The sequence below is a fragment of the Candidatus Pelagibacter sp. genome (assembly GCF_052049975.1).
GTDB lineage: Bacteria > Pseudomonadota > Alphaproteobacteria > Pelagibacterales > Pelagibacteraceae > Pelagibacter.
In genome coordinates this window covers 423,555-449,202 of the sequence record NZ_JBNGYZ010000001.1, presented here as the reverse complement: position 1 = coordinate 449,202, position 25,648 = coordinate 423,555, and the positions used below count along the sequence as shown (strand labels likewise).

Below are 25,648 nucleotides of genomic sequence, written 5' to 3'. Positions count from 1 at the left end.
CTAACTACAGGCGCTCTTTGCAGCTTTATATGCTTTCGTAAATCCTAGTAGTGAATAATGATCAATTGTTTGTGATCCTTTAGCATTAAATCCAGTTACCATAATTCTTGAACCTTTCATCATCACTTTGATCATTTTTTTTTCATTTTTATTACTTGTCATCCAGGCAAAACCTTGCTGTTTAATATCAAAATTAAATTTATTTTTTCCAGATGTTGCAATTACTTTATTGTTTTTATTAAATTCATACCCTGGTGTAGTGCTAATCTCATCTGCAATTTTATCTCCAGGTCTAAAACTTACAAATAATCTTGCATCTCTTTTATTAGATTTTGGTGCTTGTAAAACAGGAGACGATTGTGCAAAACACGTATTTCCTGTTTTTTCAACTAAGACCATTGTCTCCCAATCTTTGTATTTTCCAACCTTTTTTACTTCTTCAGCAAAACTTTGAAATGTACTTAAAATAAAAATAAAAAATAATTGGGCTAAAACTTTTTTAATCATGGGCATGGGTTAGGGTAAATTTTTTGAACTTCATTAATTTCTTCAATAACTTCATCAGTTAATTTTACATTTACACTTTCTATATTAGTTTTCAACTGTTCCATTGTAGTTGCTCCTATAATAACACTAGTCATAAATGGTTGGATTTCACAAAATTTTAAAGACATTTGTGTAAAATCAATATTATGTTTTTTTGAAATTTCGTAATAAGCTTCAACAGCTTTAGTTGTATTGGGTTTATTGTATCTAGTCCAAAAATCTCCATCCCTCTCTAATCTAGAATTTTTAGGCATTTGGTTGTTTCTATATTTTCCAGTTAAATATCCACTTGCTAATGGAGAATAAGCTAACAAACCAATCTCATCTCTTATGGAGATTTCTGCTAATCCAACTTCATAAGATCTATTTAATAGGCTATAAGGATTTTGAATAGACATCATTCTTGGTAAATTATTTTCTCTTGAAAGCTGAAGACATTTATTTACTCCCCATGGTGTTTCATTAGAAAGTCCCACCTCTCTTATTTTTCCTTCTTTCACAAATTTTTGTAAATTTCCAAGAACATCTTCAAAATTATTCCAATTATCATCTTCTTTATGTTCATAACCTAAACGACCAAACATATTTGTTTTTCTTTCAGGCCAATGTAGTTGGTAGAGGTCTATGTAGTCGGTCTTTAATCTTTTAAGACTGTCATTTAATGCAATTGTTATATTTTTAATTCCATAATTATTTTCACCATTTCTAATGTAATCTCTTGCTGGGCCAGCTACTTTTGTTGCCAATATTACTTTGTCTCTTTTTTTTGTTTTCTCAAACCAATTTCCAATCACTATCTCTGTATGACCAAAAGTTTCTTCTTTTGGTGGTACAGCATATAATTCTGCTGTATCCCAAAAATTTACCCCTTGATCCAATGCAAAATCCATTTGTTCAAAACCTTCTTCTTGAGTATTTTGTTCACCCCAAGTCATTGTACCGAGACAAATTGTGCTAACCTCAATGTCAGTATTTCCTAGTTTTTTATAATTCATCTTTATTTGTTTATGTTTTGTTAATATTTTATGGTGTCTTGAATAATTGTTATTCTAACATTATATATACTATATGAATTTAGATAGAGAAAATATGATTAAATCGCAACAGGCTCAACAAGCTACTGCGGTAATGGATGAAGGCTTAAGAGCCTACATGCTTAAAGTTTACAATTACATGGCAACTGGAATTTTATTGACTGGAATTGTTTCGTTAATAACTTTTAAAATGGCAGTTGTGTCAGTCTCAAGCACAGGAATTGTTTTAACTGGATTTGGGAATGCAATTTATAATTCTGCTTTGATGTGGGTAGTAATGTTAGCCCCTCTAGCAATCGTATTTTATATGAGTTTTGGAATTAACAAAATGGGTTTTGCAAAAGCTCAAACTTTATTTTGGGTTTATGCTGGACTAATGGGTTTATCTTTATCTTCAATATTGCTTGTTTACACAGGTGCTAGTATTGCAAGAGTATTTTTTATTACAGCCGCTACTTTTGGCGCAATGAGTATCTATGGTTACACAACAAAAAGAGATTTAACAAAGTTTGGTTCTTTTTTGATGATGGGTCTAATTGGTATAATCATAGCTTCATTAGTAAATATTTTTATGAAGTCATCTATGATGTACTTTGTAATATCTGTATTAGGTGTTCTAATTTTTGTAGGCTTAACTGCTTACGATACGCAAAAAATTAAGAACATGTATGTTGCAACTGACTCAGGTGAGTTGATGGGTAAAAAAGCTGTAATGGGTGCTTTAACATTATACTTAGACTTCATCAACTTAATGATAATGCTTCTAAGACTCTTTGGTCAAAGAAGATAATCATTATTTCTGAAGTTTTTTCCAATTGGTGTTTTTTAAGAGAGATTTTAAGTCGTAAGAATTTTTTAAAATTTTTCCACTTACATCTGTTATTGAATATCTAAGATTAGGATTTTTTGGCTTAAAATTTTTACAAATTTTATATAGAGCATTATCTGCAGCATTTTTAAAAACACTAAAACCTACTTGTTTACTGGAAATACTTAAACCATAATCACGCCATGAACCTTCCGAAACCATTTTAGCATATAAGTCTAAAATGATTTTAAGTTCCTCTTTTTCAAAAAAATATTTTTCCTCAATTTGTTTTTGATTAGTGTTATTTACTACAAGTCTTAAATTTCTATTCATTAATTTTATATTTATTTATCAAACCAATTTGAAAAGCTGTAAATATAAAAGTAATAGGCAGCAAACCCCATACTTTAAAATTTACCCAAAATTCTTCTGATTGAGTTCTCCAGACAATTTCATTTAATAATGCAAGTCCAAAGAAAAAATAAACCCACCTCTTATTTAAAACTTCCCAACCTTCCTCTGTTAAAGCAATAGATTTTCCCATCAATTTTTTTAGGACTGGTTCTTTTGTAAAATATTTCCCAAATATCAAAGCCAACCCAAATAGAATGTTTATAATTGTAGGTTTAATATAAATAAAAACTGGATTATCGAAGTAGATTGTTAAACCACCAAAAAAAGTAATTAAAATTCCACTTAACAATGGAACTTTAGGAATAGTTTTTTCTAATACCCACATAATTGCTAAAGCCAATAGAGTCGCGACAATAAATGGTGGAATAGCAATCTTTAAATTTTTATCACTCTCATAATAAAAGTAAAAAAATATTACTAAAGGCCCAAAATCAGTTAAAAATTTTATAAAAGATTTATTCACAAGAAGATACTAACATATCCACAATTTCACAAAACCTTAAAATTTTTGATATTGATTTTTAAATTTAAATACCCATACTAAACCCAATGGCAATACAAAAAGCTAAATTCTCAATCGGCGAAATAGTAAAACACAAACACTTCGATTTCAGAGGTGTCATATATGATGTTGATTTTGAATTTAATAATTCTGAAGAATGGTATCAATCTATTCCTAAAAATGTACGTCCGCGAAAAGATCAGCCTTTTTATCATTTGTTAGCTGAGAATGATGAGATTACATATGAAGCATATGTCTCAGAGCAAAATCTTTTGATTGATGATTCTGATGAGCCAATCAAACACCCTCTAATTGAAGAAATTTTTTCAGGAAAAAAGGGTACAGGCTATTTTAAGCAGTCAAATTAATTAACTAATCACTTTTAAGACATAATTGGTTCAAACCTTTGTCATACATCATTGTTAATATTTAACATATCTGATCAAGAGTGCTAAACGTTAACCCCTTATTATCTCCCTCTGCATTCTTGATCAGAGAGATTTAGATATTAAATATCCCTCAAAATAAAAATAATATAATACATCTAAAATGTTTAAAATTTTTGAGCCAAACAAAATTTTTTTAGTCACGTCAAGACTGCCAAAATATGTGGTTGGTTTATTTTGTATCGTCTTAATTATTGGATTAGCTGAAGCTTTAATATTTTCTCCAGAGGATTATAAACAAAGTGATGCAGTAAGAATTATGTATGTACACGTTCCAGCAGCTTGGATTTCGTTAGGTATCTTTACATCAATAACTATTTTATCTATTTTAGGTTTTATTTTTAAAAGTAAAAATTTATTTTTAATTGCAAAAAGTTTGGCTCCTTCAGGGTTTGTTTTCAATTTAATTGCTCTTGTGACAGGATCTATATGGGGAAAACCAACTTGGGGAACATGGTGGGCGTGGGATGCAAGAATTACATCTATGTTAATTTTACTACTTTTTTATGGAATGTATTTAATTGTTTGGAGAATTTATGAAGATAAAGAAAAAGTTTATAAAATTTCGATGATTATTACCTTGATTGGAATAATTAACGTTCCAATAATCAAGTATTCTGTTGATTGGTGGAACACACTTCATCAACCAGCATCAATAAATATTTTAGCTAAATCTTCAATACACAGTTCAATGTTATTTCCTTTAGGAATAATGACTGCGGCATTTGCTCTATTTTCTCTACTGATTTTTTTAATGAAATATAATACAGAACTGATAAAAATTAAAAATAAAGGCTTAGATAGATTATGATAAATGAATTACTAAACATGAATGGTTACGGACTTTACGTATGGTCTGCGTTTGGTTTTACTTTTTTTAGTTTTGGAAGTTTGTACATTGTTACAAAAATTCAGTACGTTAAAGAACAATCGAAATTCGTGAAAAAATTTGGAAGCTTAGACACAAACAAAGCTGCTCAAGCTAGAACACAAAGAATTAATCAAGAAATATTATCTGGCGCATCAAATATTTAATTCAATAAATGTTTGGTCGTAAGGTTAAGTTAAGGATTTTGTTTATATCTTTAGCTTTTATTACTTTAATCCTTACTATTTTTCTAATTCTTAAATCTTTAGAGGAAAACGTAGTTTATTTTCAATCACCGTCAGAAATAAGAGAAACTACAGAGTTAACAAAGAAGAAAATTAGAATTGGAGGAATGGTAAAAAAGAATTCTATAAGTATGAACACCAATCAAGTAAATTTTATCATCACTGATTTTAAAAATGAAATAAATGTATCTTACACAGGTGTTCTGCCTAATTTATTTGAAGAAGAAAAGGGAGTAGTTGCAGAAGGATATTTAAAAGATAGAAATTTTTTTTCAGCAACAAAAATACTAGCAAAGCATGATGAGAATTACATGCCCCCTGAAGTCAAAGAGGCATTGAAGGAGAAATAAATTGTTACCAAGTCTTATAGGCAAGTATTCGTTAATTTTTGGATTTTTGATTTCATTTCCAATTTTTTACTACTCATTCATTGATTATAAAAAATCAAGCAATCTAAGCACAAAAATTATATCTTTTAGTTTTTTACAATTATTATTTATTTTAATTAGTTTTATCTGTTTAATTATTTCGTTTGTTATTTCAGATTTTAGTAATGAAACTGTTTTTAACAACTCTCATACTACTAAACCTATATTTTATAAAATTGCAGGAACCTGGGGAAACCATGAAGGAAGTTTATTGTTGTGGTTATTAGTTTTGACATTATTTATTTTTATTTTTTTATTAACCTCAAAAAGACAGATAAAAAGTTATAGAATTTTAACAACCATATTCCAACAGATTATCATTTTTGGATTTTTTGTATTTGTTATAAAAACTTCAAACCCATTCTCGCATATATTTCCTGTTCCTAATGAAGGACTTGGTTTAAACCCAATTTTACAGGATCCTGCTTTAGCTATTCATCCACCTATTTTATATTTAGGGTATGTGGGTGCATCAATTATTTTTTCATCAGCTTTATCAGCTACATATTTAAATTATATTTCTAGTTCTTGGGCTTCTCACATAAAAACATGGACATATATTTCCTGGATTTTTTTAACTCTTGGTATCTTGTTAGGATCTATTTGGGCATATTATGAATTAGGTTGGGGAGGTTTTTGGTTTTGGGATCCTGTGGAAAATGTATCTCTTATGCCTTGGTTAGCTTTAACTACATTAATACATTGTTTGATAGTTTTAGAAAAAAGAACCTTACTTAAATCTTGGGTAATAATTCTCTCAATTACAACATTCACTTTAAGTATGAGTGGAACTTTTTTGGTGAGATCGGGAATATTAAATTCAGTTCATACTTTTGCTAATGATCCTGAAAGAGGAATTTTTATTTTATTATTTTTATTTTCATTAATTGTACTGTCGTTAGTAATATTTTTTTTCTTTAATAAAAATCAAGATAGAGTCTCAAGTAATTTTTTTTGGTTAAGCAAAGATACTTCGCTATTAATTAATAATTGGTTTATGATGTATTTCTTATCTGTAGTTTTGATAGGAACACTTTATCCAATTTTTTTAGATGTGATTTCATCTGAAAAAATTTCTGTTGGACCACCTTTTTATCATAAACTCATAGCTCCGTTTTTACTTTTTTTCTTAATTGCCATGGCTATTGGACCAAAATTAAGTTGGATAAAATCAAAATTTGTAGAAAAATTTTCATTAATCTCTTTTTTTGGTATTTCATTACTTTTGAGTTCTTATTTAGTTTTTAGACTAAACTTAGATTTTTTAATAAATACTTTGTTATTGAGTACTGCCTTTTTTCTTTTTTTGATTACTCTTAAAGATTTTTTTGTCAATAAAACTAAAAATATTTCTCAGAAAATCTCTCACTTTGGTTTTGGATTATTTATACTAAGTGTACTTTTAAATAATTTTCTTTCATCTGAAATAATAACCAATCTTAGGGTAGGTGAGAGTTATGATGATGGCAAAGTAAAAATTTATTTAGAGAAAGTAGAGAAATTTAAAAAACAAAATTATGAATCTGTAATCGGATATTTTGATATTACAGATCAAAAAAATAATACTGAAAAATTTAAACCTGAACTAAGAATTTATAATCAACCTGTAATTATCACTAGTGAAGCTGATATTAAAACAAACCTATTTTATGATAAGTTTTTAGTAATTAATGTTGTTCAAAATCAAAATTATTTTAATCTTAGATATCAATTTAAACCTTTAATGAGTTGGATTTGGATTTCTGTACTTATAATTTCAATGGGCGGATTAATTAATTTATTATATTCTAGAAATGAAAAATAAGATTGTTCCATTTTTAGTTTTCTTCTTTTTTATATTTGTTTTTTTTGTTTTTTACAAAAGTCTTAATCAAACAAACATTTATACGCCGAACGTAGATTTGAATAAAAACATTCCAGAATTTGAGGCAAAAATTTTTAAATCAAATGAAAGTTTTTCAAGTAAAGATTTTATGATCAACGAATATTATTTGATTAATATATGGGCATCATGGTGTGTACCTTGTCAATTAGAGCATAAATATTTGTTAGAATTAAATGATATCAGTTCACTCAAAATGATTGGAATAAATTATAAAGATCTAAAATTAAATGCTGAAAATTTTCTTGATGATTTAGGCAATCCTTATGATCTAATTCTTAATGATGACAATGGAAAATTATCAATAAATTGGGGTGCTTACGGAGTACCAGAAACTTTTATAGTTTTTAATAATAAGATTGTTAAAAAATATACAGGCCCACTAAACCAAATTAATGTTCAAGAAATTAGGAGAATTTTAAGCCAATGAAAAAAATTTTAATATTTTTATTATTGATAAATATTTCAACCGCACATGGAGAAATACAAAATGATAAGCTCAAAATTCAGATTACAAAAAATCTTAGATGTTTAATTTGTCAGGGTCAGTCTGTTTATGACTCAGACTCTGAATTTGCAAATAGCCTGAAGTTAGTTGTTGATGACAAATTAAATGAAGGAATGGAAGAAGAAGAAATTTACATTTTTCTTAAAGAAAAATACGGAGACTGGATATTATATGATCCCGAATTATCAAAAAATACATACTTATTGTGGATTTTGCCATTATTGTTATTTTTGATTGGAGGTGTCATAATAGTTAAAAAATTAAATTTAAAAAATAATTAACCATTTAAAATTGATGAACTTATTGCAAATTGGATTATTCTTATTTTTATTATTTAAGCTTTCAGCTGTTAATGGTGAAGAATTAAGCAACGAAGAATTAATTAAATCAGATGAAGTAGATTTCTATGTAGGTGTGTTTGACGTGATTGATAAAGAAGGAGATGATCAAGCTAAGCTTTATGGAGCAGAACATATTGATGAAACTTTATACAGAGATACTTTTCTTGGAAAATTTAAACCTTTATCAGGTGCATTTATAACAGATGATAATGCAGTTTATATGTATACAGGTGTGGAAGTAGAGTATGGACTTGGTCCAATAACACTTTCACCAAGTTTTGCTCCAGGATTTTATGAGGAAGGACAAGGGAAAGATTTAGGAAGTCCATTGGAATTTAAAAGTGAAATTAAGTTAGGATTAAATATTTTTAAAAACTCAAAAATTAGTTATAGTTATAATCACATCTCCAATAATGATTGGGGAGATATAAATCCTGGCTCAAATAATGAGCACATAACTTTCTCAAAACAATTTTAAAAAAATTTATGAATTTAAAAGATTGTCACAATTTTAGTGATTTCAGAAAATTAGCAAAAAAAAATCTACCATCTCCTATATTTCATTACATCGATGGCGGTTCTGATGATGAAGTTACTTTAAGACGAAATACAGATGCGTTCAATGACTGTGATTTAGTTCCAAATGTTTTAGCAAGCGTTGGTAAACCTGATTTGTCGACAACTGTTTTTGGAAAAAAAATTGATATGCCAATTTTTTTATCTCCTACTGCTATGCAAAGACTTTACCATCATGAAGGAGATAAAGCATCAGCCAGAGCAGCAGAAAAATTTGGAACATTTTATAGCATGTCTACAATGGCCAATACAACTATTGAAGAAATTGCAAATGTGTCTAGTGGCCCAAAACTTTTTCAACTTTATGTTCATAAAGACACAGGTATCACTGATGACTTAATAGAAAGATGCAAGAGAGCAAATTTCGATGGTATGTGTTTAACAGTTGATACTTTAGTTGCAGGTAATAGAGAAAAAGATCATAGGACAGGTTTTACAACACCTCCTAAACTTACATTACAGAGTTTAATGAGTTTTGCGATGCATCCTAAATGGGTTTTTAATTATTTAACACATGAAAAATTTTCATTAGCAAATGTTGCAACTAAAACAGATAAGGGAACTAACATCGCCAAGTCTGTAATTGAATATATCAATGAACAGTATGATCCAGCAATGAGTTGGAAAGATGCTGAGTATTGTGTGAAAAAATGGGGTAAGCCTTTTGCGCTTAAAGGAGTTATGTCAGTTGAAGATGCTAAAAGAGCAATAGATATTGGATGCACAGCAATCATGATTTCTAATCATGGTGGAAGACAACTTGATGGCTCAAGATCTCCTTTTGATCAAGTAAAAGAAATATCAGATGCAGTGGGAGATAAGCTTGAAATCATACTAGATGGTGGAATTAGACGTGGCACTCATGTGTTAAAAGCACTTGCGGCTGGAGCAAAAGCGTGTAGTTTTGGCAGAATGTTTTTATTTGCTTTAGGAGCTGCTGGTCAGCCAGGAGTTGAAAAACTACTTCACAATATGCGTGAAGAAATAAACAGAAATATGGTTTTAATGGGTTGTAAAAATTTGAGTGAATTAAATAGAACAAAGATAATTTATAGGAGATAATTATGAAATTAGCCGAAAGTTTAAATAGATTAGGGACTGAAACAGCATTTAGCGTTCTAGCAAGAGCAAAAAAACTAGAAGCACAAGGAAAACCTATGATCCATTTAGGGTTAGGGCAACCTGATTTTAAAACTCCTAAACATATTGTAGAAGCTGCAAAAAAAGCTTTAGATGATGGTCATCACGGATACGTACTATCAAACGGTATTTTAGAGTGCCGTCAATCTGTAACTAGAAAAATTAAAAGTCTTTATAATCAAGAGATAGATCCTGAAAGAATAATTATTATGCCTGGTGGAAAACCTACTATGCATTATGCAATTCAATGTTTTGGCGAACCAGGGGTTGAGATTATTCATCCAACTCCAGCATTTCCTATTTATGAGTCGATGATTAATTATACTGGTTCTACAGCAGTTCCATATGATTTAACCGAGGACAAAGATTTAAAATTTAGCGCAGATAAAATTCTGTCTTTAATCACCGATAAAACAAGATTATTAATTTTAATTAATCCAAATAATCCTACAGGAAGTTTTGTAGAAAAATCAGAAATTGATAAGTTAGCAGAGGGATTAAAGAAACATCCACATGTAACAATTCTAAGTGATGAAATTTACAGTAGACAAATTTTTGATGGTAAAGAAATGCCAACTTTTTTCAATTATCCAGAACTAAGAGACAGATTGATTGTATTAGAAGGATGGAGTAAAGCTTATTCAATGACAGGCTGGAGATTAGGATGGAGTTTTTGGCCTGAGCACTTAGTTGAACACGTTAATAAACTTCTAATAAACAGTGTTTCTTGTGTAAATGCCGCTGCTCAGTTTGCTGGTATTGCTGCATTAGATGGTCCAGATGATTCAATTCATGAAATGATGGAAAAATTTACTCAAAGAAGAAAACTTATTCATGAAGGTCTTAACAGTTTACCTGGTGTTGAGTGTAGTTTACCCGGAGGTGCTTTTTATGCTTTTCCAAAAGTAATTGGCACTGGCATGAATGGTGAAGAATTTTGTGATAGAGCAATGAATGAGGCTGGTGTAGCAATTGTCCCAGGTACAGCTTTTGGTAAAACTTCAGGTGATTATGTAAGATTTAGTTTTGCTGCGTCTCAAGACAATATATCTCAAGCGATTGATAATATTCAAAAAATGCTTAAGTAAAAAGCATGGATATAACTTTACCTGAAATTGACCAAAAAACGATAGATAATAAAAGTTCTATCGTTAAGAACTTAAGTAAGCTAACTAATCCAGAAAATGTTTTAAGTCATGCAGACGAGATAAAGCCTTACGAGACTGATGCTTTAGCAGCATATACACAGACTCCTCTTGCAGTTGTTTTGCCAGAAAATACAAATGAAGTAAGTGAAATACTTAAATACTGCCATAAAGAAAATATTAAAGTTATTCCAAGAGGTGCTGGCACAGGTTTATCAGGTGGAGCACTACCTTTACAAGATGCAGTTATTTTAGGTTTAGGAAAATTTAATAAAATTTTAAATATAGATTTTTCAAATAAATGTGTTGTGACTCAGCCCGGTGTAACAAATTTAGGTATTACACATGCTGTTCAACATAAGGGTTTTTATTATGCACCAGATCCTTCTAGTCAATTAGCTTGTTCCATAGGAGGAAATGTTGCTGAAAACTCAGGTGGAGTGCATTCACTTAAGTATGGAACAACTACAAACAATATTCTTGGTGTTGAAATGGTTATGATGGATGGAACTATCTGCAGATTTGGAGGAAAAGCTTTAGATCAAGAGGGTTATGATCTAATGGGATTAATTTGTGGATCAGAAGGATTATTAGGTGTTGTTACAGAAGTTACAGTTAAGATATTAAAAAAACCACAAGTAGTAAAAGCTGCACTAATTGGTTTTCCATCAATCAAAGAAGGTGGTGATGCAGCTTCTGAAATAATTTCAAGTGGGATAGTTCCAGCAGGTATGGAAATAATGGATAAAGCTTTAATTGAAGCAACTGACAATTTTAGTAAGGCAGGATATCCAAGGGATGCGGAATTATTATTAATTGTAGAACTTGACGGCACAGAGTCTGAAGTTAATGAATTATTAAAAAAAGTAAGTGAAATTTCCAAAAAAAATAATTGTTCAAGTTTAAAATTAAGTAAAAATGAACAAGAAAGATTAAAATTTTGGGCTGGCAGAAAAGCTGCATTTCCAGCATGTGGAGCAATGGCTCCAGACTATTATTGTATGGATGGAGTCATACCAAGAGGAAAACTTGCAGAAGCACTTTTAGAGATAAAAAAACTATCAGAAAAATATGATCTACCAGTTGCCAATTGTTTTCATGCAGGTGATGGAAACTTACATCCATTAATTATGTTTGATGGAAGTGATAAAGAACAATTAAGAAAAACAGAAGAATTTGGTGCTGAAATTTTAAAGACCTGTGTAAAATTAGGTGGTGTAATAACTGGAGAGCATGGAGTTGGGATCGAAAAAAGAGAACTTATGTGTGAAATGTTTAACAATACAGACATTCAACAACAACTGGATATTAAAAAATCTTTAGATGAAAAAAATTTATTAAACCCAGGAAAAGTTTATCCTATTTTAAGAAAATGTGCAGAGGAAGGAAGGGTTCATGTCCACACAAGTAAGAACAAATTCCCAGATCTTCCAAGATTCTAATAACACTTATTTTCCAAATAATGAGAATGAAGTTTCTATTCTTGTAAAAGATTTTTTTGATAAAAATTCTTCTGCAGAGGTAATTGGATCAAATTCTAAAAAATTTATTGGAAATAAAACACAAGCCGCAAATAAAATTTCATTATCAAAATTATCTGGAATTATCGAATATTTTCCTGAAGAACTTTATATCAAAGTTAAAGCAAATACCTTGATAGAAGATATTGAAAAAGAATTAGAAAAAAATGAGCAAGAATTGGCATTTGAATTAATTGATTTTGGATATATCGAAGATGGCAATTCCAATAAGGGAACAATTGGAGGCTATCTTGCTTGTAATTATGCCGGCTCAAGAAGATTTAAAGTAGGAAGTGTCAGAGATCATGTACTAGGCTTTAGAGGAGTTAATGGAAAAGGAGAAATAATTAAATCAGGTGGGACAGTAGTGAAAAATGTTACAGGTTACGATTTATCAAAATTAGTAGCAGGATCTTTTGGTACTTTGGTTGCTCTTACAGAAATCACTTTAAAGGTTTTACCAAAAAAGAAGATATCCAACACAATTGTTATAGATGTAGAAGACCCAAAAAAAGTTTATAATATTTTCGATAAAGTAGCCGAGTCAAGCAGTGAGATTTCTGGTGCTGTTTTCATTCCAAATGAGCCAGATGATGCTGGTATTGAAAAAAACAAAAATGAAGTTTTTAAATTTAATGATTTAGAGGTTAAAAATTCTTTCTTAGCGTTAAGAGTTGAAGGAGATAAAATTTCAGTTGGAGAAAAAATTAAAAGTATAAGCAAAGAGTTAGAATTAGATAAACTTAAAAGTGTGATTTTAGAAAATTATCAATCGGTCCCATTTTGGAAAAAAGTGAATAATTTAGAATTATTTTCTAAAACAAAAAATAATCTTATACGCTTGGTGATAGAGCCTGCATCAGGTGTTGAAATGATGAAACATTTGGGAAACAAGTTTAAATATTACATAGATTGGTGTGGTGCTTTATTCTGGATTGATGTTCCTTCAAAAAAAAATAATAAAATTAAAGAAATGAAAGAATTAGCTATTAAATTAGGTGGATATCTTACTATTATTAAGCCAGCTCAAGATTATGATTATGAAGAAACTATTTTTACAATAGATAAAACAAGATTGATCATTTCAGAAAAAATTAAACAAAGTTTTGATCCTAAGAGGGTATTAAATCCTGGGAAGATGTATAGAGGAATATAATGCAAACAAATTTTACAGAACCACAGTTAAAAGATTCTGACAATAAATCTACAGAAAAAATTTTTAAAAAGTGTGTTCATTGTGGAATGTGTAATGCAACATGTCCTACACATCAACTATTGGGTGATGAATTAGATGGGCCGAGAGGAAGAATTTATTTAATTAAAGATATGCTTGAAAATAACAAACAGCCTAATGAGAAGGTGGTCAAACATATTGATAGATGCCTATCTTGTTACAGTTGTATGACTACATGTCCAGCTGGTGTTAATTATATGCATGTCATTGACCATGGAAAAAAATACATTGAAAAAAATTACAAAAGACCTTTGTTTGATAAAATTATAAGATATTTTTTATCTATCACTCTTCCAAATGTTAAAGTTTTTAAATTATCAAGTTATGGTGTGAAACTTATCAAGCCATTTAAATTTTTATTTCCCTCAAAAATTAAAGATATGATTGAGCTGATGCCAACTTCTTTTCCTAAAAAAACTTTACCGGTTCAAGAAGTATATAGAGCGAAGGGAAAAAATAAAATTGCCAGAGTTGCTTTACTAACTGGTTGTGTGCAAAAAGAAATCTCTCCACAAATTAATGAAGCAACAATTAGATTATTAAATAGACATGGAGTTGAAGTGGTTGTCCCAAAACAAATTAGATGCTGCGGCTCACTAAATCATCATTTGGGGAAAGAAGAGGACGCACATCATGATTTTAGGAATAATATAAATACTTGGTATGAAGAGCATAAGAAGGGTAACTTAGATGCAATATTATCTAATACCTCAGGATGTGGGACCACAATGAAGGACTATGGATTTATTTTTAGAGATGACAAAGAATTAAGAAAAAAAGCAAAATTAATTTCATCACTTACTAAAGACGTATCTGAGTATCTTTTTGAAAGTTTAAAACTAGATATCAAAACAAAAGATAAAAAATATAAAGTTGCATATCATTCAGCTTGCTCAATGCAACATGGTCAAAAGGTTCATGCTCAACCAATCTCTTTATTAGAAAAGACTAATAATGAGATCTTGGAAATTCCAGAGGGTCATATATGTTGTGGGTCAGCAGGAACGTATAATATTTTACAATCAAAAATTGCTAAACAGCTTTTAGAGAAAAAGGTGAATAATATAGAGAGTTTAAATCCAGATTTTATTTCGACTGGAAATATAGGTTGTATTACACAAATATCTCATGGTACTAAAGTTCCAATTTTGCATACAATTGAAGTATTAGATTGGTATACAGGTGGCCCAAAACCAGAGATTTTAAAATAGGAGAGCTATGAAAAAAATTTTAGTTACAAGAAAATTAATTAGAGAAAGCGAAGATAAAGCTGCAAAATTATTTGATGCAAAATTTAATACTAATGACGAACTATATTCTCAATCAAAAATAATTGAAATGAGCGAAGGTTGTGATGGAATTTTATCCTCACTTACTGAAAAGATGGATGCTGATACAATAAATAAACTTCCAGACTCAATAAAAATAATTTCAAATTTTGCTGTTGGTTTTGGAAATATAGATTTAGAAGCTGCAAACAAAAGAGGAATAGCTGTAACAAATACTCCAGAGGTTTTATCTGATGCTACAGCCGAGATAGGAATATTACTGATCTTAGGAGCATGCAGAAGGGCATCTGAGGGAATAGAATCTGCTAGAGAAGGTGGATGGAAATGGTCAGCTGATTATTTAATTGGAAAGCAACTTACAGGAACACGTCTGGGAATTTTAGGTATGGGTCGAATAGGTCAAAAAATTGCAAATATAGCAAGATCTTTAGGTATGGTAATTCATTATCATAATAGATCAAAGTTGAGTGAGGATAAAGAGCAAGGTGCTGTTTATCATGATAATATTAAAAGTTTGTTTTCAGTTTCAGATGTTCTTTCTATTTGTTGTCCAGCTACAAAAGAAACTGAAAATATGATTAATAAAGAAACAGTAGAATATTTTCCAAAAGGTGCAGTTATCACCAACGTTGCAAGAGGTGATATAGTTGATGATGAAGCACTGATAGATGCTTTAAACAGACGTAAGATTTATGCAGCTGGTTTAGATGTTTATAAAAACGAACCCAATTTAAATCCTGGATATAATAAAATTAAGTCTGTTTTTATTTTACCTCACTTAGGTAGTGCTACCAAAGATACTAGAATAGCAATGGGTGATCTAGCAATCGATAACATCGATGAATTTTTTAAAACAGGAAATTGCAAAAATAAAGTAAATTAAACTGGGATGTTAAAACCAGTTTTATCAAAATCAAAAGCTATTATAATTTTCTTAGTTTTTGCTCTTGGTTATTTCATATCCACGTTGCTTAGAGCAATTAATGCAACAATTTCTCCAGAACTAGTCTCAGAATTTAGTCTGTCTTCAGGAGATCTTGGGTTGTTGAGTGGAGCATATTTTTTAGGATTTGCCAGTGTTCAAATTCCGTTAGGATATTTATTAGATTCTAAAGGTCCTAAAAAAATTGTTTCTTATTTTTTATCATTAACAATTGTAGGAATAATATTATTTGCTAATGCAAAGAATTTTCAAATATTGTTATTATCAAGATTATTAATTGGGATTGGTGTAGGGGCATGTTTGATGGGCCCATTAACTGCTTACCGAGTTTGGTTTCAAGATGGAACACAACAAAGATCAAATTCATGGATGTTGATGGTAGGAGCGATTGGTATGTTGTCTTCTAGTTTGCCAGTTCAATATCTATTACCAAGTGTTGGATGGAGAGGTGTTTTTATTAATTTAGCAATATTAACTTCAATTTGTATTATTTTGATCGTTTTATTTATTCCAAATTGGGAAAATTCAAATTCCAATCAAACCTCTAAACAAGGAAGATTGAGTGATATTTGGAGTAACAATTTTTTTAAGAGTTTAGTTCCTATGGGTTTTTTTAATTACGGCGCCCTTTTTGCGATACAAACTCTGTGGGCTGGACCATGGTTAACAAGAGTTTCAGGATATACACCCGAAGAAAGTGCTAAAGGTTTATTTTTACTTTATTCTAGTTTGTTATTTTCTTTTTTACTTTGGGGTTATTATATACCAAGGTTTTCTAAAAATATTTCTGATGCAGTAAAACTTTTAAGATGGGGAGCTCCATTAAATTTAATTGTTTTAGTTGTAATAATTTTATTAGGTTCTAAAGCAGGTGCAATTCATTGGGCAATTTTCGGTATTAGTTCAATATTTTTATCATTAACTCAACCAGCTGTTGGAATGGCATTTCCATTAAACAATGCTGGTAAGGCATTAACTTCTTTTAATTTACTTTTATTTGTTGGAGCTTTTTTTTTACAATGGATAATAGGTTTGATTATTGATTTAGGTATGAAAATAAATATTTCTGAGGAAAATTCATTTAAAATTGCAATGTCGTTTGTATTATTGACATCGTTTTTTTCTTACCTGTTCTTTTTGTTTAAAAGTAAAAATTAATTTAAGTGTTTATAAACAGTTGTTCTTGATATACCCAATCTTCTAGCTGTTTTAGATATACTTTGAGTTTGTGCAAAAGTAGATTTTATTAATATACATTTTTCTCTTTTCATCTTTGCATCTTTACAATTTTCACATGCATATGTTTTTATATTTTGAATAATTTGTTTTTTATTCTCACCATTATAATTTTGATTCTTCACAATAAATACTGATGAGCCTAAATAGTCAGTTACTTTAATAACTTTGTTATTTAGTATATTGCTTGCTATTGATGAAAAAGTATCTGTAAAAATATTATTAAAATCTTGATTTTTAATATCCATCAAACCATGTAACATAATTTTTGCATTAGAGTTTGACCCTACAATAATTCCATCACCATTGATTGCTAACAAACCTACACTTGTAGTAGATAAATATTCTTGTCTCGGGTGGAAGTTTAAGATTAATTCATTTTTAAATTGCTCAATGAATAATTTTGTTTCAATACTCCTTGTTGCAAGATTTACTAATGCCAGAGTATGTTGTTCTCTTGATCTTGCATCAGTTGATGCATCAATTATTCCAACTGTTTTTCCTTCATGATTAATTATGGGACTTGCAAAGCATGAAATTTTTTCATGATTGGTAAAAAAATGTTCTTTACCAGAAACAATAGTAGGTTTTTGTAATGCAACAGCTAGACCAAGACCATTTGTTCCACAAACTTTTTCTGACCAAATAGATCCAGGTATTACTGCTTTACCCACATCTCCCTCTAAACAAGATTTGTCATAAATAGTATCTAAAACTAAACCTTCATTATCTGAGAAGGCCACCATAAAATTCGTGCCGGCAACTTGTGAATATAAAAGTTCTAATTCTGGAATAATAATTTTTCTTATGCTTTCTTTTTTTTGTCTGATTTCCTCTAATTCTTGAAATGATATTACGCTTCTTTTTGGTCTTTTAAACGGATCTAATCCATTAGAAATACATCTAGCCCAACTGTCAGAAATTTCAGAGTTCATGTTAGCGGTTAACATTTCTCTTTTTTTTAAGATTGTCTTAAATTCTTTTTCTACGATCGATAAATTTGACATGAGCAACAATAAATTTTTTTAATAATTTAAACAACCAACTATAGGTTGTATATGTTAATTTTCTGAACATCTTTAAATTCACAAGACTCCTTTAAATGCTCTAAATTTAATAAGCTTCTTTGTTAAAGGGAGATAAAATATATGAAAGCTCAAGTTTTACACAAGTATGACCCAGAGATGAAAGAACAAACCTGGGTGACTAATAAAGAAATGCCTGATCCAAAAATTGAAAAGGCCTCTGATGTAATTGTAAAAATTGGTGCTGCAGGTGTTTGCAGAACTGATCTACATATTATTGAAGGAGTTTGGAAACATATTCAAGATCCAGATGGTGAATTATTACCATGTGTAATGGGTCACGAAAATGCAGGTTGGGTTGAAGATGTTGGTAAAGACGTTACTGAATTTAAAAAAGGTGATCCAGTAATTCTTCACCCATTAATTTCAGGAACAGATGGCACGTGCTTAGATTGCAGAAGAGGAAATGATATGCACGCAGCTGGAGGTGCATTTCCAGGTTTAAGCATTAAAGAAGGTGGATACTCTGAATTATTAAAAACAAGTGTTAGAAATTTAATCAAACTTCCAAAAGTTTTAGCACCAAAAGATGTTGCGCCTTTTTCTGATGCTGGCTTGACTGCTTACAGAGTAGTTAAGAAAGCTACAAGACATTTGCTTCCAGGTCAAAGCTGTACGATAATTGGAGCTGGTGGTTTAGGTCACATTGCAATTCAATGTTTAAAAGCAATGTGTGCTGCAGACATTATTATTGTAGAAAAATCTGAAAAAGCATTAAAACATGCAATGGAGCTTGGTGGTGATCACGGAGTTTTAATTGATGGTAATGAAATCGAGAAAGTAAAAGAACTTACAAAAGGAAAAGGTTCTGAAGCTGTAATCGATTTTGTTGGTGAAAAAGGATCTACTGCCATGGGAATTGAAATGACTTCTAATGGTGGTTTTTATTACATTGTTGGATACGGAGAGGAAATTAAATCTCTAGCAGTTGATTTAATTATTTCTGAGAAAACAATTGTAGGTAATTTAGTAGGAACGTGGTCTGAGTTATATGAATTGATGGAATTAGCTGACAGAGGAAAAGTTAAGCTATCTATGCAAGAATATAAATTAGATGATGCTAACAAAGCACTTCATGACTTAAACGAAGGTAAAGTTAAAGGTCGTGCGGTCTTAGTTCCATAATAATAAAAAGGAGAAGAGATGAAGACAATAAAAACATTCGCAACAGTTCTTTTATCAGGATTAATGGTATTCAGTCCTGTTGCGTACGCTGATAAGTGGAGCGATCAATTTCCACATATCAAAGCTACAGGAGACATCCCAGGAATGTGTTCTTATGAAGAAATTTCTAAGAAAGATTACAGTGGACAAACTCTTAAAATTAATACTCACGCAATTCCAGTAATGGGAGAGCCAACAGCTCTACATGCTGAACAGTTTGAAAAATTAACTGGAGCTAAAGTTGAGGTTACACATACACCTGCAGGTGATTTGTATTCTAAAGCAATGGTTCCATTTCAAGCTGGACAAGCACCTTACGACATTGTGTTTGGATTTTCCAATTTCATTAATGATTGGAAAAGATACTTAGCACCAGTACCTAAGAAGTACATGAATTCACCTGAGATGAAAGATGTAACTAAATCTCATATGGGTGTGTCTTCATGGGATGGTACAATGTATCAATATCCGGTTGATGGTGACAGACACTATTTAAAATATAGAAAAGATGTCATCGATAATCCTGAAATGCAGAAAAAATATAAAGCCGACACTGGTAAAGAATTAAGAGTTCCTAGAACTTGGAAAGAATACGGTGAAATGGCTAAATATTTCAATGATTGGGATTGGGATGGAGACGGTGAAAAAGAATATGGTTCAGCTGAAGTTATGAAAAAAGATGACTTAATGTTTGCAGCTTTTTTCAGCAGATCAGTTGCATATGCTAAAAATCCAAGAACTCCAGGTGGTTTCTTTTTTGATTTAGAAACTATGAAACCAAATATCAATAACCCAGGATTTGTTGAGGCATTAACTGATTGGGTTGAAGCTACTAAATATGTTCCTCCAGGAGGAACTAACTTTGGTTTAGGTGATGAAATTGGATCATTTGGTGGTGGACAAACTTTATTTAGTTTTTCATGGGATGATGCTTTCATCGCTGCGATGCAAGATGACAGTCCTATTAAAAATAAAGTAGGTGCGGCTCCACTTCCAGGTTCTGACAGAGTTTGGAACAGAGCATCTAATAGCTGGGAAAACCAATTTAACCAAGCTCCATACATCGTTTGGGGTTGGGCAGTAGGTGTTGCTAAGAAAAGTAAAGTAAAAGATATGGCTTTTGATTATCTATGTTTCTTTTCTAATGGTGCAAACCACCAAGCTGATTTAGCAATTGGTAGATTTGGTGTTAACCCATTTAAGAACTCAGACTTTGACCCTAACATTTATATTAATAGCATGGGTTGGGATCCAGAGATCGCTAACAGTTACACTAAAACACTTTTAGATATGGAAAAAAGTAACAACAGAGTTTTCCCTCTAAGAGTTCCAGGTGTATTTGAATTTACAAGTGCTGTAGCTACAGGAACTTCAAAAGCTCTTGCAGGACAATTATCTCCTCAAGCTGCTTTAGATGAAGTTGCTAAAGAGTGGGAAGCAATTGTAAGCAGAGTAGGTAAAAAAGCAGTACAAAAAGCCTACGCTGTTGGTGTCAAAATGGAAGACAACAAACTGTAGTTAATTAACTTTATGTGGCCATAAAAATTAATGGCCACATTAAACAAAATTTATATAATCCAATTTTACAAATGAACTTTAAGCATAAATACTTTTTTTTGTTTCCAGGTTTATTTGTGCTCATAGGAATTTTAATTTTTCCAATAATATTTGTAGTAAGATTAAGTTTATCAGGATGGAATAGTTATAATCCTGGGTTAGATTTTATTGGTTTAGAAAATTATATTAGATTATTTACAGATGATCCTAGATTCTGGGAATCATTTTTTAGATTAAGTTTTTTATCAGTAACAACTGTAATTCTCCAATATGTGATTGGTTTTGCTTTAGCACATATGGTTTGGAAAGATATAAAATTTAAAAGATTTTTTAGAGTTTTGTTTTTAATTCCGATGATGACCACACCAGTCATCATGACTGTAATATGGAGAACTTTCTTTCACGAGTCGCTTGGACCAGTAAATGATATTTTGTCTAATTTTGGTGTTTCACCTAAATGGCTTACTGATCCAGTTATCGCAAAGTTTACGGTAATCATCGTTGAAGTTTGGCAGTGGACTCCATTTATGTTTTTATTATTGTTAGCAGGATTATTATCACTACCAAAAGAACCTTTTTTAGCTGCCGCTATTGACGGTGCTAGTCCAGTGAGAAAATTTATTTATGTAACATTTCCTTTAATGGCTCCAATATCAATAGGCGCAATTATTATTAGATTAATTGAAGCATCTAAAATTATGGATACAGTTTATGTTTTAACTTCAGGTGGCCCTGGAACTTCAACAGAGACTTCAAGCTTTTATATTTTCATTAAAGGATTAAGGGAATTTCAAATGGGTTATGCAGCTTCAATGTCATTTACATATTTGATTATAATGATCATAAGCTTAACAATCATTGCTAAGGTTTTAACAAAACTTCTATTAAAGGAATAAACGATGAATAAACTTTATATATTTTTAAAATATTTCTTTATAGTTTTTTGGACAATATTTGTAGTAGCACCATTTCTTTGGGCTTTGACAACATCTTTTAAGGATTTTCAATCTGTAAATGCAGGAGTAACTTATATTCCTTGGGTTGATTTTGAACCAAATTTAGAAGGTTGGAAAGTTTTAATTAAGTCTCCTGCAAAAGGAGGTGTGGACATTGTAGAGCCTTATTTTAATAGTTTGTTCGTTACATGTACTGCCAGTTTAATTAGTATTATTCTTGGAACTCTATCGGCATATGCATTATCAAGATACACATTTAAGGCTGGGTTTGTAAAAAATAATGACATTACATTTTTCTTTATTTCTCAAAGAATTATGCCTCCAATCGTCTTATCAATTCCATTCTTTTTATTTTTAAGTTCTATAGATTTACTTGATAGTCTTTCTGGATTAATTGTTGTTTACATAGTCTTATTAATGCCAATAGCTGTTTGGATCATGGTTGATTTTTTTAATAAGGTTCCAAAAGAAATAGATGAAACTGCATTAATAGACGGATGTAATCCTTATCAAGCATTTTTAAAAGTAGTTCTGCCAAATTCAATACCAGGCTTAATAGTTGCTGGTATGTTTTGTATTATTTTTGGTTGGATTGATTTTTTCTTTGCATTTATTTTAACATTTACAGAAGTTCAGTTGTTACCAGTCAAAATTGTAGCTTTGAATTCATCCGTAACTCCTTGGTGGAGTTTATCTGCATCAGCATTAGTATCTGTAGCGCCTTTAATTATTGTAGCATTTATTGTCGAAAGGTATTTATCAAAAGGAAATTTATCTGGAGCAATCAAATAATGGACCTGGTTGCTAAAAATTTATCTTATAAACCAACAGATCAATTTCATTTAAACGATGTATCTTTCAATTTTAAAAATGGAAATCTATATACAATTTTAGGCAGAACTTTATCTGGAAAAACAACGTTACTTAAAACAATAGCTGGTTTACTTACCCCAGATAGTGGGGAAATAGATTTTGATGGAAAAGATTTTCTCAAAACACCCGTATGGGAAAGAAATGTAGCTATGGTTTACCAGCAGTTTATAAATTATCCTCATCTAAATGTTTTTGAAAATGTTGCATTTCCTTTGAAACAAAGAAAAATGAAGACAAATGTAATAAATGAAAAGGTTATAAATGCTCTTAAATCTGTAGGACTATCTGGTTTTGAGAGTAGAAAAATTCAAGAACTTTCGGGAGGACAACAACAGAGAGTTTCGCTAGCTAGATCATTAGTCAAAAATGCAAAAATTTTATTATTAGACGAACCGTTAGTAAATTTAGATTATAAACTGAGAGAACAATTGAGAGAAGAATTCAAAAATTTATTTTTAAAAGGATTAGCGGATGAAACTATTCTAATTTACTCCACTACAGACCCGAGAGAAACAATGGAGTTAAATGGAGAGGTTATAGTATTAGATGAGGGAAAAGTTTTACAAGTGGGTCCAGCAAAAGAAATTTTTGAAAATCCTAACTCTTTAAAGGTGGCTGAAATTTCAAATGATCCGCCTATGAATATTATTGATGCTGAACTTTTAAACAGTGAAGTAAATTTTGAAGGGATATCAATAGGTACACCAAAACATTTTAATAATATAAATAATAAAAATTTTAAAATTGGTCTTAGATCTTCAGATATTATACTAAATGAAAAAGGTTATGAGTTTGAGGTTGAATTAGCTGAAATAAGTGGGTCGGAAACCCTCCTTCATTTAAAAAAAGGTAATACCAAACTAATCATGTCAATCGAAGAGGTAATGAATTTTAAAATTCATGACAAGGTAAAAATCAATTTTAAAATTGAAAAAGCTTATGCTTTTAATTCTAACGGAGATTTAGCTTCTTCACCATTTAGGAGTAAAAATGGCTAAAATAGACTTAAGTAATATTTCTCACTCTTATAATCCAAATGATCCTAATCCGGTTTATGCATTAAATCCTTTTTCAATGACTTGGGAAGATGGAAATAGATATGCAATCTTAGGACCATCAGGATGTGGTAAAACAACTATGCTTAATATTGTGTCTGGTCTTGTACGTCCATCAGCAGGGAAAATATTATTTGATGACAAAGATGTTACAGATTTAAAAACAGAAGACAGAAATATAGCTCAAGTATTTCAGTTTCCAGTTATTTATAGCACGATGACAGTTTTTGAAAATTTAGCATTTCCTCTAAAATGTAGAGATTTTACAAAATCTAAAATAGATGAAAGAGTTAATTCAGTTGCAGAAACTTTAAACTTAAATTCTTATTTAAACTTACCAGCGAGAAAATTAACTGCTGATCAAAAACAATTAATATCTTTGGGTAGAGGCTTAGTGCGAGAGGATGTTGCGGCAGTTTTGATGGATGAACCTTTAACAGTAATTGACCCCGACTTGAAATTTAGATTAAGAAGAAATTTAAAAGAAATTAATGAACAATATAAAACAACTCTAGTTTATGTGACTCATGATCAAAATGAGGCTATGACCTTTGCAGATAATATTATTGTAATGAGCGAAGGTGAGGTTGTTCAAACAGGTTCCCCAAAAGATTTATTTGAGAGACCAAATACTACATTCGTGGGATATTTTATTGGTTCGCCTGCAATGAATTTATTCGAGTCAGAGATTGTTTCAGAAACTGAAGTAAAGGTGGGTGATATAAAAATAAAAACAAATACAAATTTATCTAAAGTAAAAAACAAAAATATAAAGTTAGGAATAAGATCGGAGTTTATCGATTTAGCAGACAAAGAGGGAAATAATACCGTTAAGGCTAAAGTACAAAAAGTTGAAGATTTTGGTAATTTTAAATTACTCACTGCCAAAATGAAAAATTTTACAATAAAATCTAAAATTGAAAGAGAAAAACCTATTTCAAATGATGAGGTAAATCTTTATATTCCAGCAGAAAAATGTTGTGTATATGAAGATGAAAAACTTATTTAGAATAATTATTATCGTTAAAAGTTTTTTATTTTTATCATTTTCTTTAAATGCTAATGCTCATGAATTTTGGTTAGAACCAGAAAATTTCAATACAAGCTCTGATAACTCAATCATCCATATTAAGATTGGTACAGAATTCATAGGAACAGAATTTGGTTTTAAAAGAAAATTTAAAGATCAATTATATAAAGAAAATAATAAAGAAGGCAGGATAAATCTTGAACAGAAAGATGGTAGTTTTCCAGCTTTTAGTTTTAATATTTCTGAAGAATTTAATATTTTTACTTATGTTAATAATTTTACACTTCTTAAATACCGAAGTTTAAAGGGTTTTGAGAATTTTTTAGAAGAGCAAAATCTAACCTCGATTATCAAAAACTATGATCAAAATAAAATTCCAACCGAACATTATAAAAGATTTGCAAAGACAATTTTTAATTTTGATAAATCAAACTTTTTTGTTGAAAAGCCTACTTTAGATTTTGAAATAATACTTCTAGATAAAGTTGATAAAAACTCATTGAAGTTTGGTGTTTTTCATAATGGCAAGTTAGTAAAAAATTGGCCTGTTAAAATATTCAGCAAAAATATCAACGGCGAAATTTTAACTGAACAACTAAAAACAGATAGCAAAGGAAATTTTGATTTAGCTATATATAAAGAGAGAGTTTATTTAATTAATTCAGTTTTAGTTTTGAAATCAAAAGATAAGCCCAAGTTAAATTTATCTTCTGATTGGATAAGTTACTGGGCGAGTTTAACCTTCCAAAATAATTAAAATGCACTTTTTAGTTGTATATTGATCTAATTTAGATGTGTTCACCAATAAATTAAATTGATTCTA

Annotated in this window: 28 protein-coding genes; 23 read left to right on the top strand and 5 right to left on the bottom strand. The window is 30.2% G+C overall.

The annotated features are described in order from the left end of the window. Both ACTT9U_RS02235 and ACTT9U_RS02230 read right to left on the bottom strand, forming a co-directional pair. The gene (locus ACTT9U_RS02235; RefSeq protein ID WP_440931565.1) at positions 1 to 507 is read right to left on the bottom strand and encodes an invasion associated locus B family protein; all 507 of its coding nucleotides are present in this window, start codon (positions 505 to 507) and stop codon (positions 1 to 3) included. Then, entirely contained in the window at positions 504 to 1,541 is a 1,038-nt protein-coding gene (locus tag ACTT9U_RS02230; protein WP_440931564.1) for an aldo/keto reductase, read from the bottom strand. Before ACTT9U_RS02230 ends, ACTT9U_RS02235 begins: the two co-directional genes overlap by 4 nt. A gap of 73 nt (positions 1,542 to 1,614) precedes the next feature. Between ACTT9U_RS02230 and ACTT9U_RS02225 the strand changes: the two genes are divergently transcribed. Continuing rightward, a complete protein-coding gene (locus ACTT9U_RS02225) occupies positions 1,615 to 2,370 on the top strand; it encodes a Bax inhibitor-1/YccA family protein (protein WP_440931563.1) in 756 nt (251 codons plus the stop codon). Positions 2,371 to 2,373: 3 nt separating this feature from the next. Here ACTT9U_RS02225 and ACTT9U_RS02220 read toward each other — a convergent pair whose 3' ends face one another. After that, complete coding sequence (locus ACTT9U_RS02220) at positions 2,374 to 2,721, bottom strand: DUF2794 domain-containing protein (protein ID WP_440931562.1); 348 nt, start codon at positions 2,719 to 2,721, stop codon at positions 2,374 to 2,376. After that, positions 2,714 to 3,265: a septation protein A gene (locus ACTT9U_RS02215; protein WP_440931561.1), complete on the bottom strand. Its 552-nt coding sequence runs from the start codon at positions 3,263 to 3,265 to the stop codon at positions 2,714 to 2,716. The genes ACTT9U_RS02220 and ACTT9U_RS02215 overlap by 8 nt, the downstream gene beginning before the upstream one ends. Before the next feature lie 86 nt (positions 3,266 to 3,351). On the opposite strand from ACTT9U_RS02215, the gene hspQ reads away from it, so the two are divergent. From hspQ to ACTT9U_RS02140, 15 genes are all read left to right on the top strand, one after another. After that, on the top strand, positions 3,352 to 3,672 hold the full coding sequence (hspQ, locus tag ACTT9U_RS02210) for a heat shock protein HspQ (protein WP_440908915.1): 321 nt from the start codon (positions 3,352 to 3,354) through the stop codon (positions 3,670 to 3,672). Between the two features lie 181 nt (positions 3,673 to 3,853). Continuing rightward, positions 3,854 to 4,561: a heme ABC transporter permease CcmC gene (ccmC, locus tag ACTT9U_RS02205; RefSeq protein ID WP_440931560.1), complete on the top strand. Its 708-nt coding sequence runs from the start codon at positions 3,854 to 3,856 to the stop codon at positions 4,559 to 4,561. A 17-nt stretch (positions 4,562 to 4,578) separates the two neighbouring features. After that, the gene (gene ccmD / locus ACTT9U_RS02200) at positions 4,579 to 4,785 is read left to right on the top strand and encodes a heme exporter protein CcmD (protein ID WP_440931559.1); all 207 of its coding nucleotides are present in this window, start codon (positions 4,579 to 4,581) and stop codon (positions 4,783 to 4,785) included. A gap of 8 nt (positions 4,786 to 4,793) precedes the next feature. Continuing rightward, on the top strand, positions 4,794 to 5,213 hold the full coding sequence (ccmE, locus tag ACTT9U_RS02195; RefSeq protein ID WP_440931558.1) for a cytochrome c maturation protein CcmE: 420 nt from the start codon (positions 4,794 to 4,796) through the stop codon (positions 5,211 to 5,213). Between the two features lies 1 nt (position 5,214). Beyond that, positions 5,215 to 7,095: a heme lyase CcmF/NrfE family subunit gene (locus ACTT9U_RS02190; RefSeq protein WP_440931557.1), complete on the top strand. Its 1,881-nt coding sequence runs from the start codon at positions 5,215 to 5,217 to the stop codon at positions 7,093 to 7,095. Next, on the top strand, positions 7,085 to 7,603 hold the full coding sequence (locus ACTT9U_RS02185; RefSeq protein ID WP_440931556.1) for a redoxin family protein: 519 nt from the start codon (positions 7,085 to 7,087) through the stop codon (positions 7,601 to 7,603). Before ACTT9U_RS02190 ends, ACTT9U_RS02185 begins: the two co-directional genes overlap by 11 nt. Beyond that, a complete protein-coding gene (locus ACTT9U_RS02180) occupies positions 7,600 to 7,962 on the top strand; it encodes a cytochrome c-type biogenesis protein (protein WP_440931555.1) in 363 nt (120 codons plus the stop codon). The genes ACTT9U_RS02185 and ACTT9U_RS02180 overlap by 4 nt, the downstream gene beginning before the upstream one ends. A gap of 13 nt (positions 7,963 to 7,975) precedes the next feature. Continuing rightward, entirely contained in the window at positions 7,976 to 8,500 is a 525-nt protein-coding gene (locus ACTT9U_RS02175) for an acyloxyacyl hydrolase (protein WP_440931554.1), read from the top strand. Between the two features lie 8 nt (positions 8,501 to 8,508). Next, entirely contained in the window at positions 8,509 to 9,660 is a 1,152-nt protein-coding gene (locus tag ACTT9U_RS02170) for an alpha-hydroxy acid oxidase (protein ID WP_440931553.1), read from the top strand. Positions 9,661 to 9,662: 2 nt separating this feature from the next. Beyond that, positions 9,663 to 10,826, top strand: a complete 1,164-nt coding sequence (locus tag ACTT9U_RS02165; protein ID WP_440931552.1) for a pyridoxal phosphate-dependent aminotransferase — start codon at positions 9,663 to 9,665, stop codon at positions 10,824 to 10,826. A 5-nt stretch (positions 10,827 to 10,831) separates the two neighbouring features. Beyond that, positions 10,832 to 12,325 carry an FAD-linked oxidase C-terminal domain-containing protein gene (locus ACTT9U_RS02160; RefSeq protein ID WP_440931551.1) on the top strand — a complete coding sequence of 498 codons (1,494 nt, stop codon included), beginning with the start codon at positions 10,832 to 10,834 and terminating at the stop codon, positions 12,323 to 12,325. Beyond that, positions 12,279 to 13,559 carry an FAD-binding protein gene (locus ACTT9U_RS02155; protein WP_440931550.1) on the top strand — a complete coding sequence of 427 codons (1,281 nt, stop codon included), beginning with the start codon at positions 12,279 to 12,281 and terminating at the stop codon, positions 13,557 to 13,559. Before ACTT9U_RS02160 ends, ACTT9U_RS02155 begins: the two co-directional genes overlap by 47 nt. Beyond that, entirely contained in the window at positions 13,559 to 14,848 is a 1,290-nt protein-coding gene (gene glcF / locus ACTT9U_RS02150; RefSeq protein WP_440931549.1) for a glycolate oxidase subunit GlcF, read from the top strand. The genes ACTT9U_RS02155 and glcF overlap by 1 nt, the downstream gene beginning before the upstream one ends. Positions 14,849 to 14,855: 7 nt before the next feature. Continuing rightward, entirely contained in the window at positions 14,856 to 15,809 is a 954-nt protein-coding gene (locus ACTT9U_RS02145; RefSeq protein ID WP_440931548.1) for a 2-hydroxyacid dehydrogenase, read from the top strand. A gap of 6 nt (positions 15,810 to 15,815) precedes the next feature. Further along, positions 15,816 to 17,027 carry an MFS transporter gene (locus ACTT9U_RS02140; RefSeq protein ID WP_440931547.1) on the top strand — a complete coding sequence of 404 codons (1,212 nt, stop codon included), beginning with the start codon at positions 15,816 to 15,818 and terminating at the stop codon, positions 17,025 to 17,027. Here the strand turns inward: ACTT9U_RS02140 and ACTT9U_RS02135 are convergent. Then, complete coding sequence (locus ACTT9U_RS02135; protein WP_440931546.1) at positions 17,024 to 18,112, bottom strand: GAF domain-containing protein; 1,089 nt, start codon at positions 18,110 to 18,112, stop codon at positions 17,024 to 17,026. The two genes, ACTT9U_RS02140 and ACTT9U_RS02135, sit on opposite strands and share 4 nt — an antisense overlap. A 141-nt stretch (positions 18,113 to 18,253) precedes the next feature. On the opposite strand from ACTT9U_RS02135, the gene ACTT9U_RS02130 reads away from it, so the two are divergent. The 7 genes from ACTT9U_RS02130 (at position 18,254) to ACTT9U_RS02100 (ending at position 25,582) form a co-directional block, all read left to right on the top strand. Further along, positions 18,254 to 19,315, top strand: a complete 1,062-nt coding sequence (locus ACTT9U_RS02130; RefSeq protein WP_440931545.1) for an NAD(P)-dependent alcohol dehydrogenase — start codon at positions 18,254 to 18,256, stop codon at positions 19,313 to 19,315. A gap of 18 nt (positions 19,316 to 19,333) precedes the next feature. Then, complete coding sequence (locus tag ACTT9U_RS02125) at positions 19,334 to 20,872, top strand: extracellular solute-binding protein (protein WP_440931544.1); 1,539 nt, start codon at positions 19,334 to 19,336, stop codon at positions 20,870 to 20,872. Positions 20,873 to 20,943: 71 nt separating this feature from the next. Further along, positions 20,944 to 21,807, top strand: a complete 864-nt coding sequence (locus tag ACTT9U_RS02120; protein WP_041487695.1) for a carbohydrate ABC transporter permease — start codon at positions 20,944 to 20,946, stop codon at positions 21,805 to 21,807. A 3-nt stretch (positions 21,808 to 21,810) separates the two neighbouring features. Continuing rightward, positions 21,811 to 22,659, top strand: a complete 849-nt coding sequence (locus ACTT9U_RS02115; protein ID WP_014954021.1) for a carbohydrate ABC transporter permease — start codon at positions 21,811 to 21,813, stop codon at positions 22,657 to 22,659. Next, positions 22,659 to 23,738: an ABC transporter ATP-binding protein gene (locus ACTT9U_RS02110; protein WP_440931543.1), complete on the top strand. Its 1,080-nt coding sequence runs from the start codon at positions 22,659 to 22,661 to the stop codon at positions 23,736 to 23,738. The genes ACTT9U_RS02115 and ACTT9U_RS02110 overlap by 1 nt, the downstream gene beginning before the upstream one ends. Beyond that, a complete protein-coding gene (locus tag ACTT9U_RS02105) occupies positions 23,731 to 24,804 on the top strand; it encodes an ABC transporter ATP-binding protein (RefSeq protein WP_440931542.1) in 1,074 nt (357 codons plus the stop codon). The genes ACTT9U_RS02110 and ACTT9U_RS02105 overlap by 8 nt, the downstream gene beginning before the upstream one ends. Continuing rightward, positions 24,788 to 25,582, top strand: a complete 795-nt coding sequence (locus tag ACTT9U_RS02100) for a DUF4198 domain-containing protein (RefSeq protein WP_440931541.1) — start codon at positions 24,788 to 24,790, stop codon at positions 25,580 to 25,582. The genes ACTT9U_RS02105 and ACTT9U_RS02100 overlap by 17 nt, the downstream gene beginning before the upstream one ends. The last annotated feature ends 66 nt before the right edge of the window (positions 25,583 to 25,648 follow it).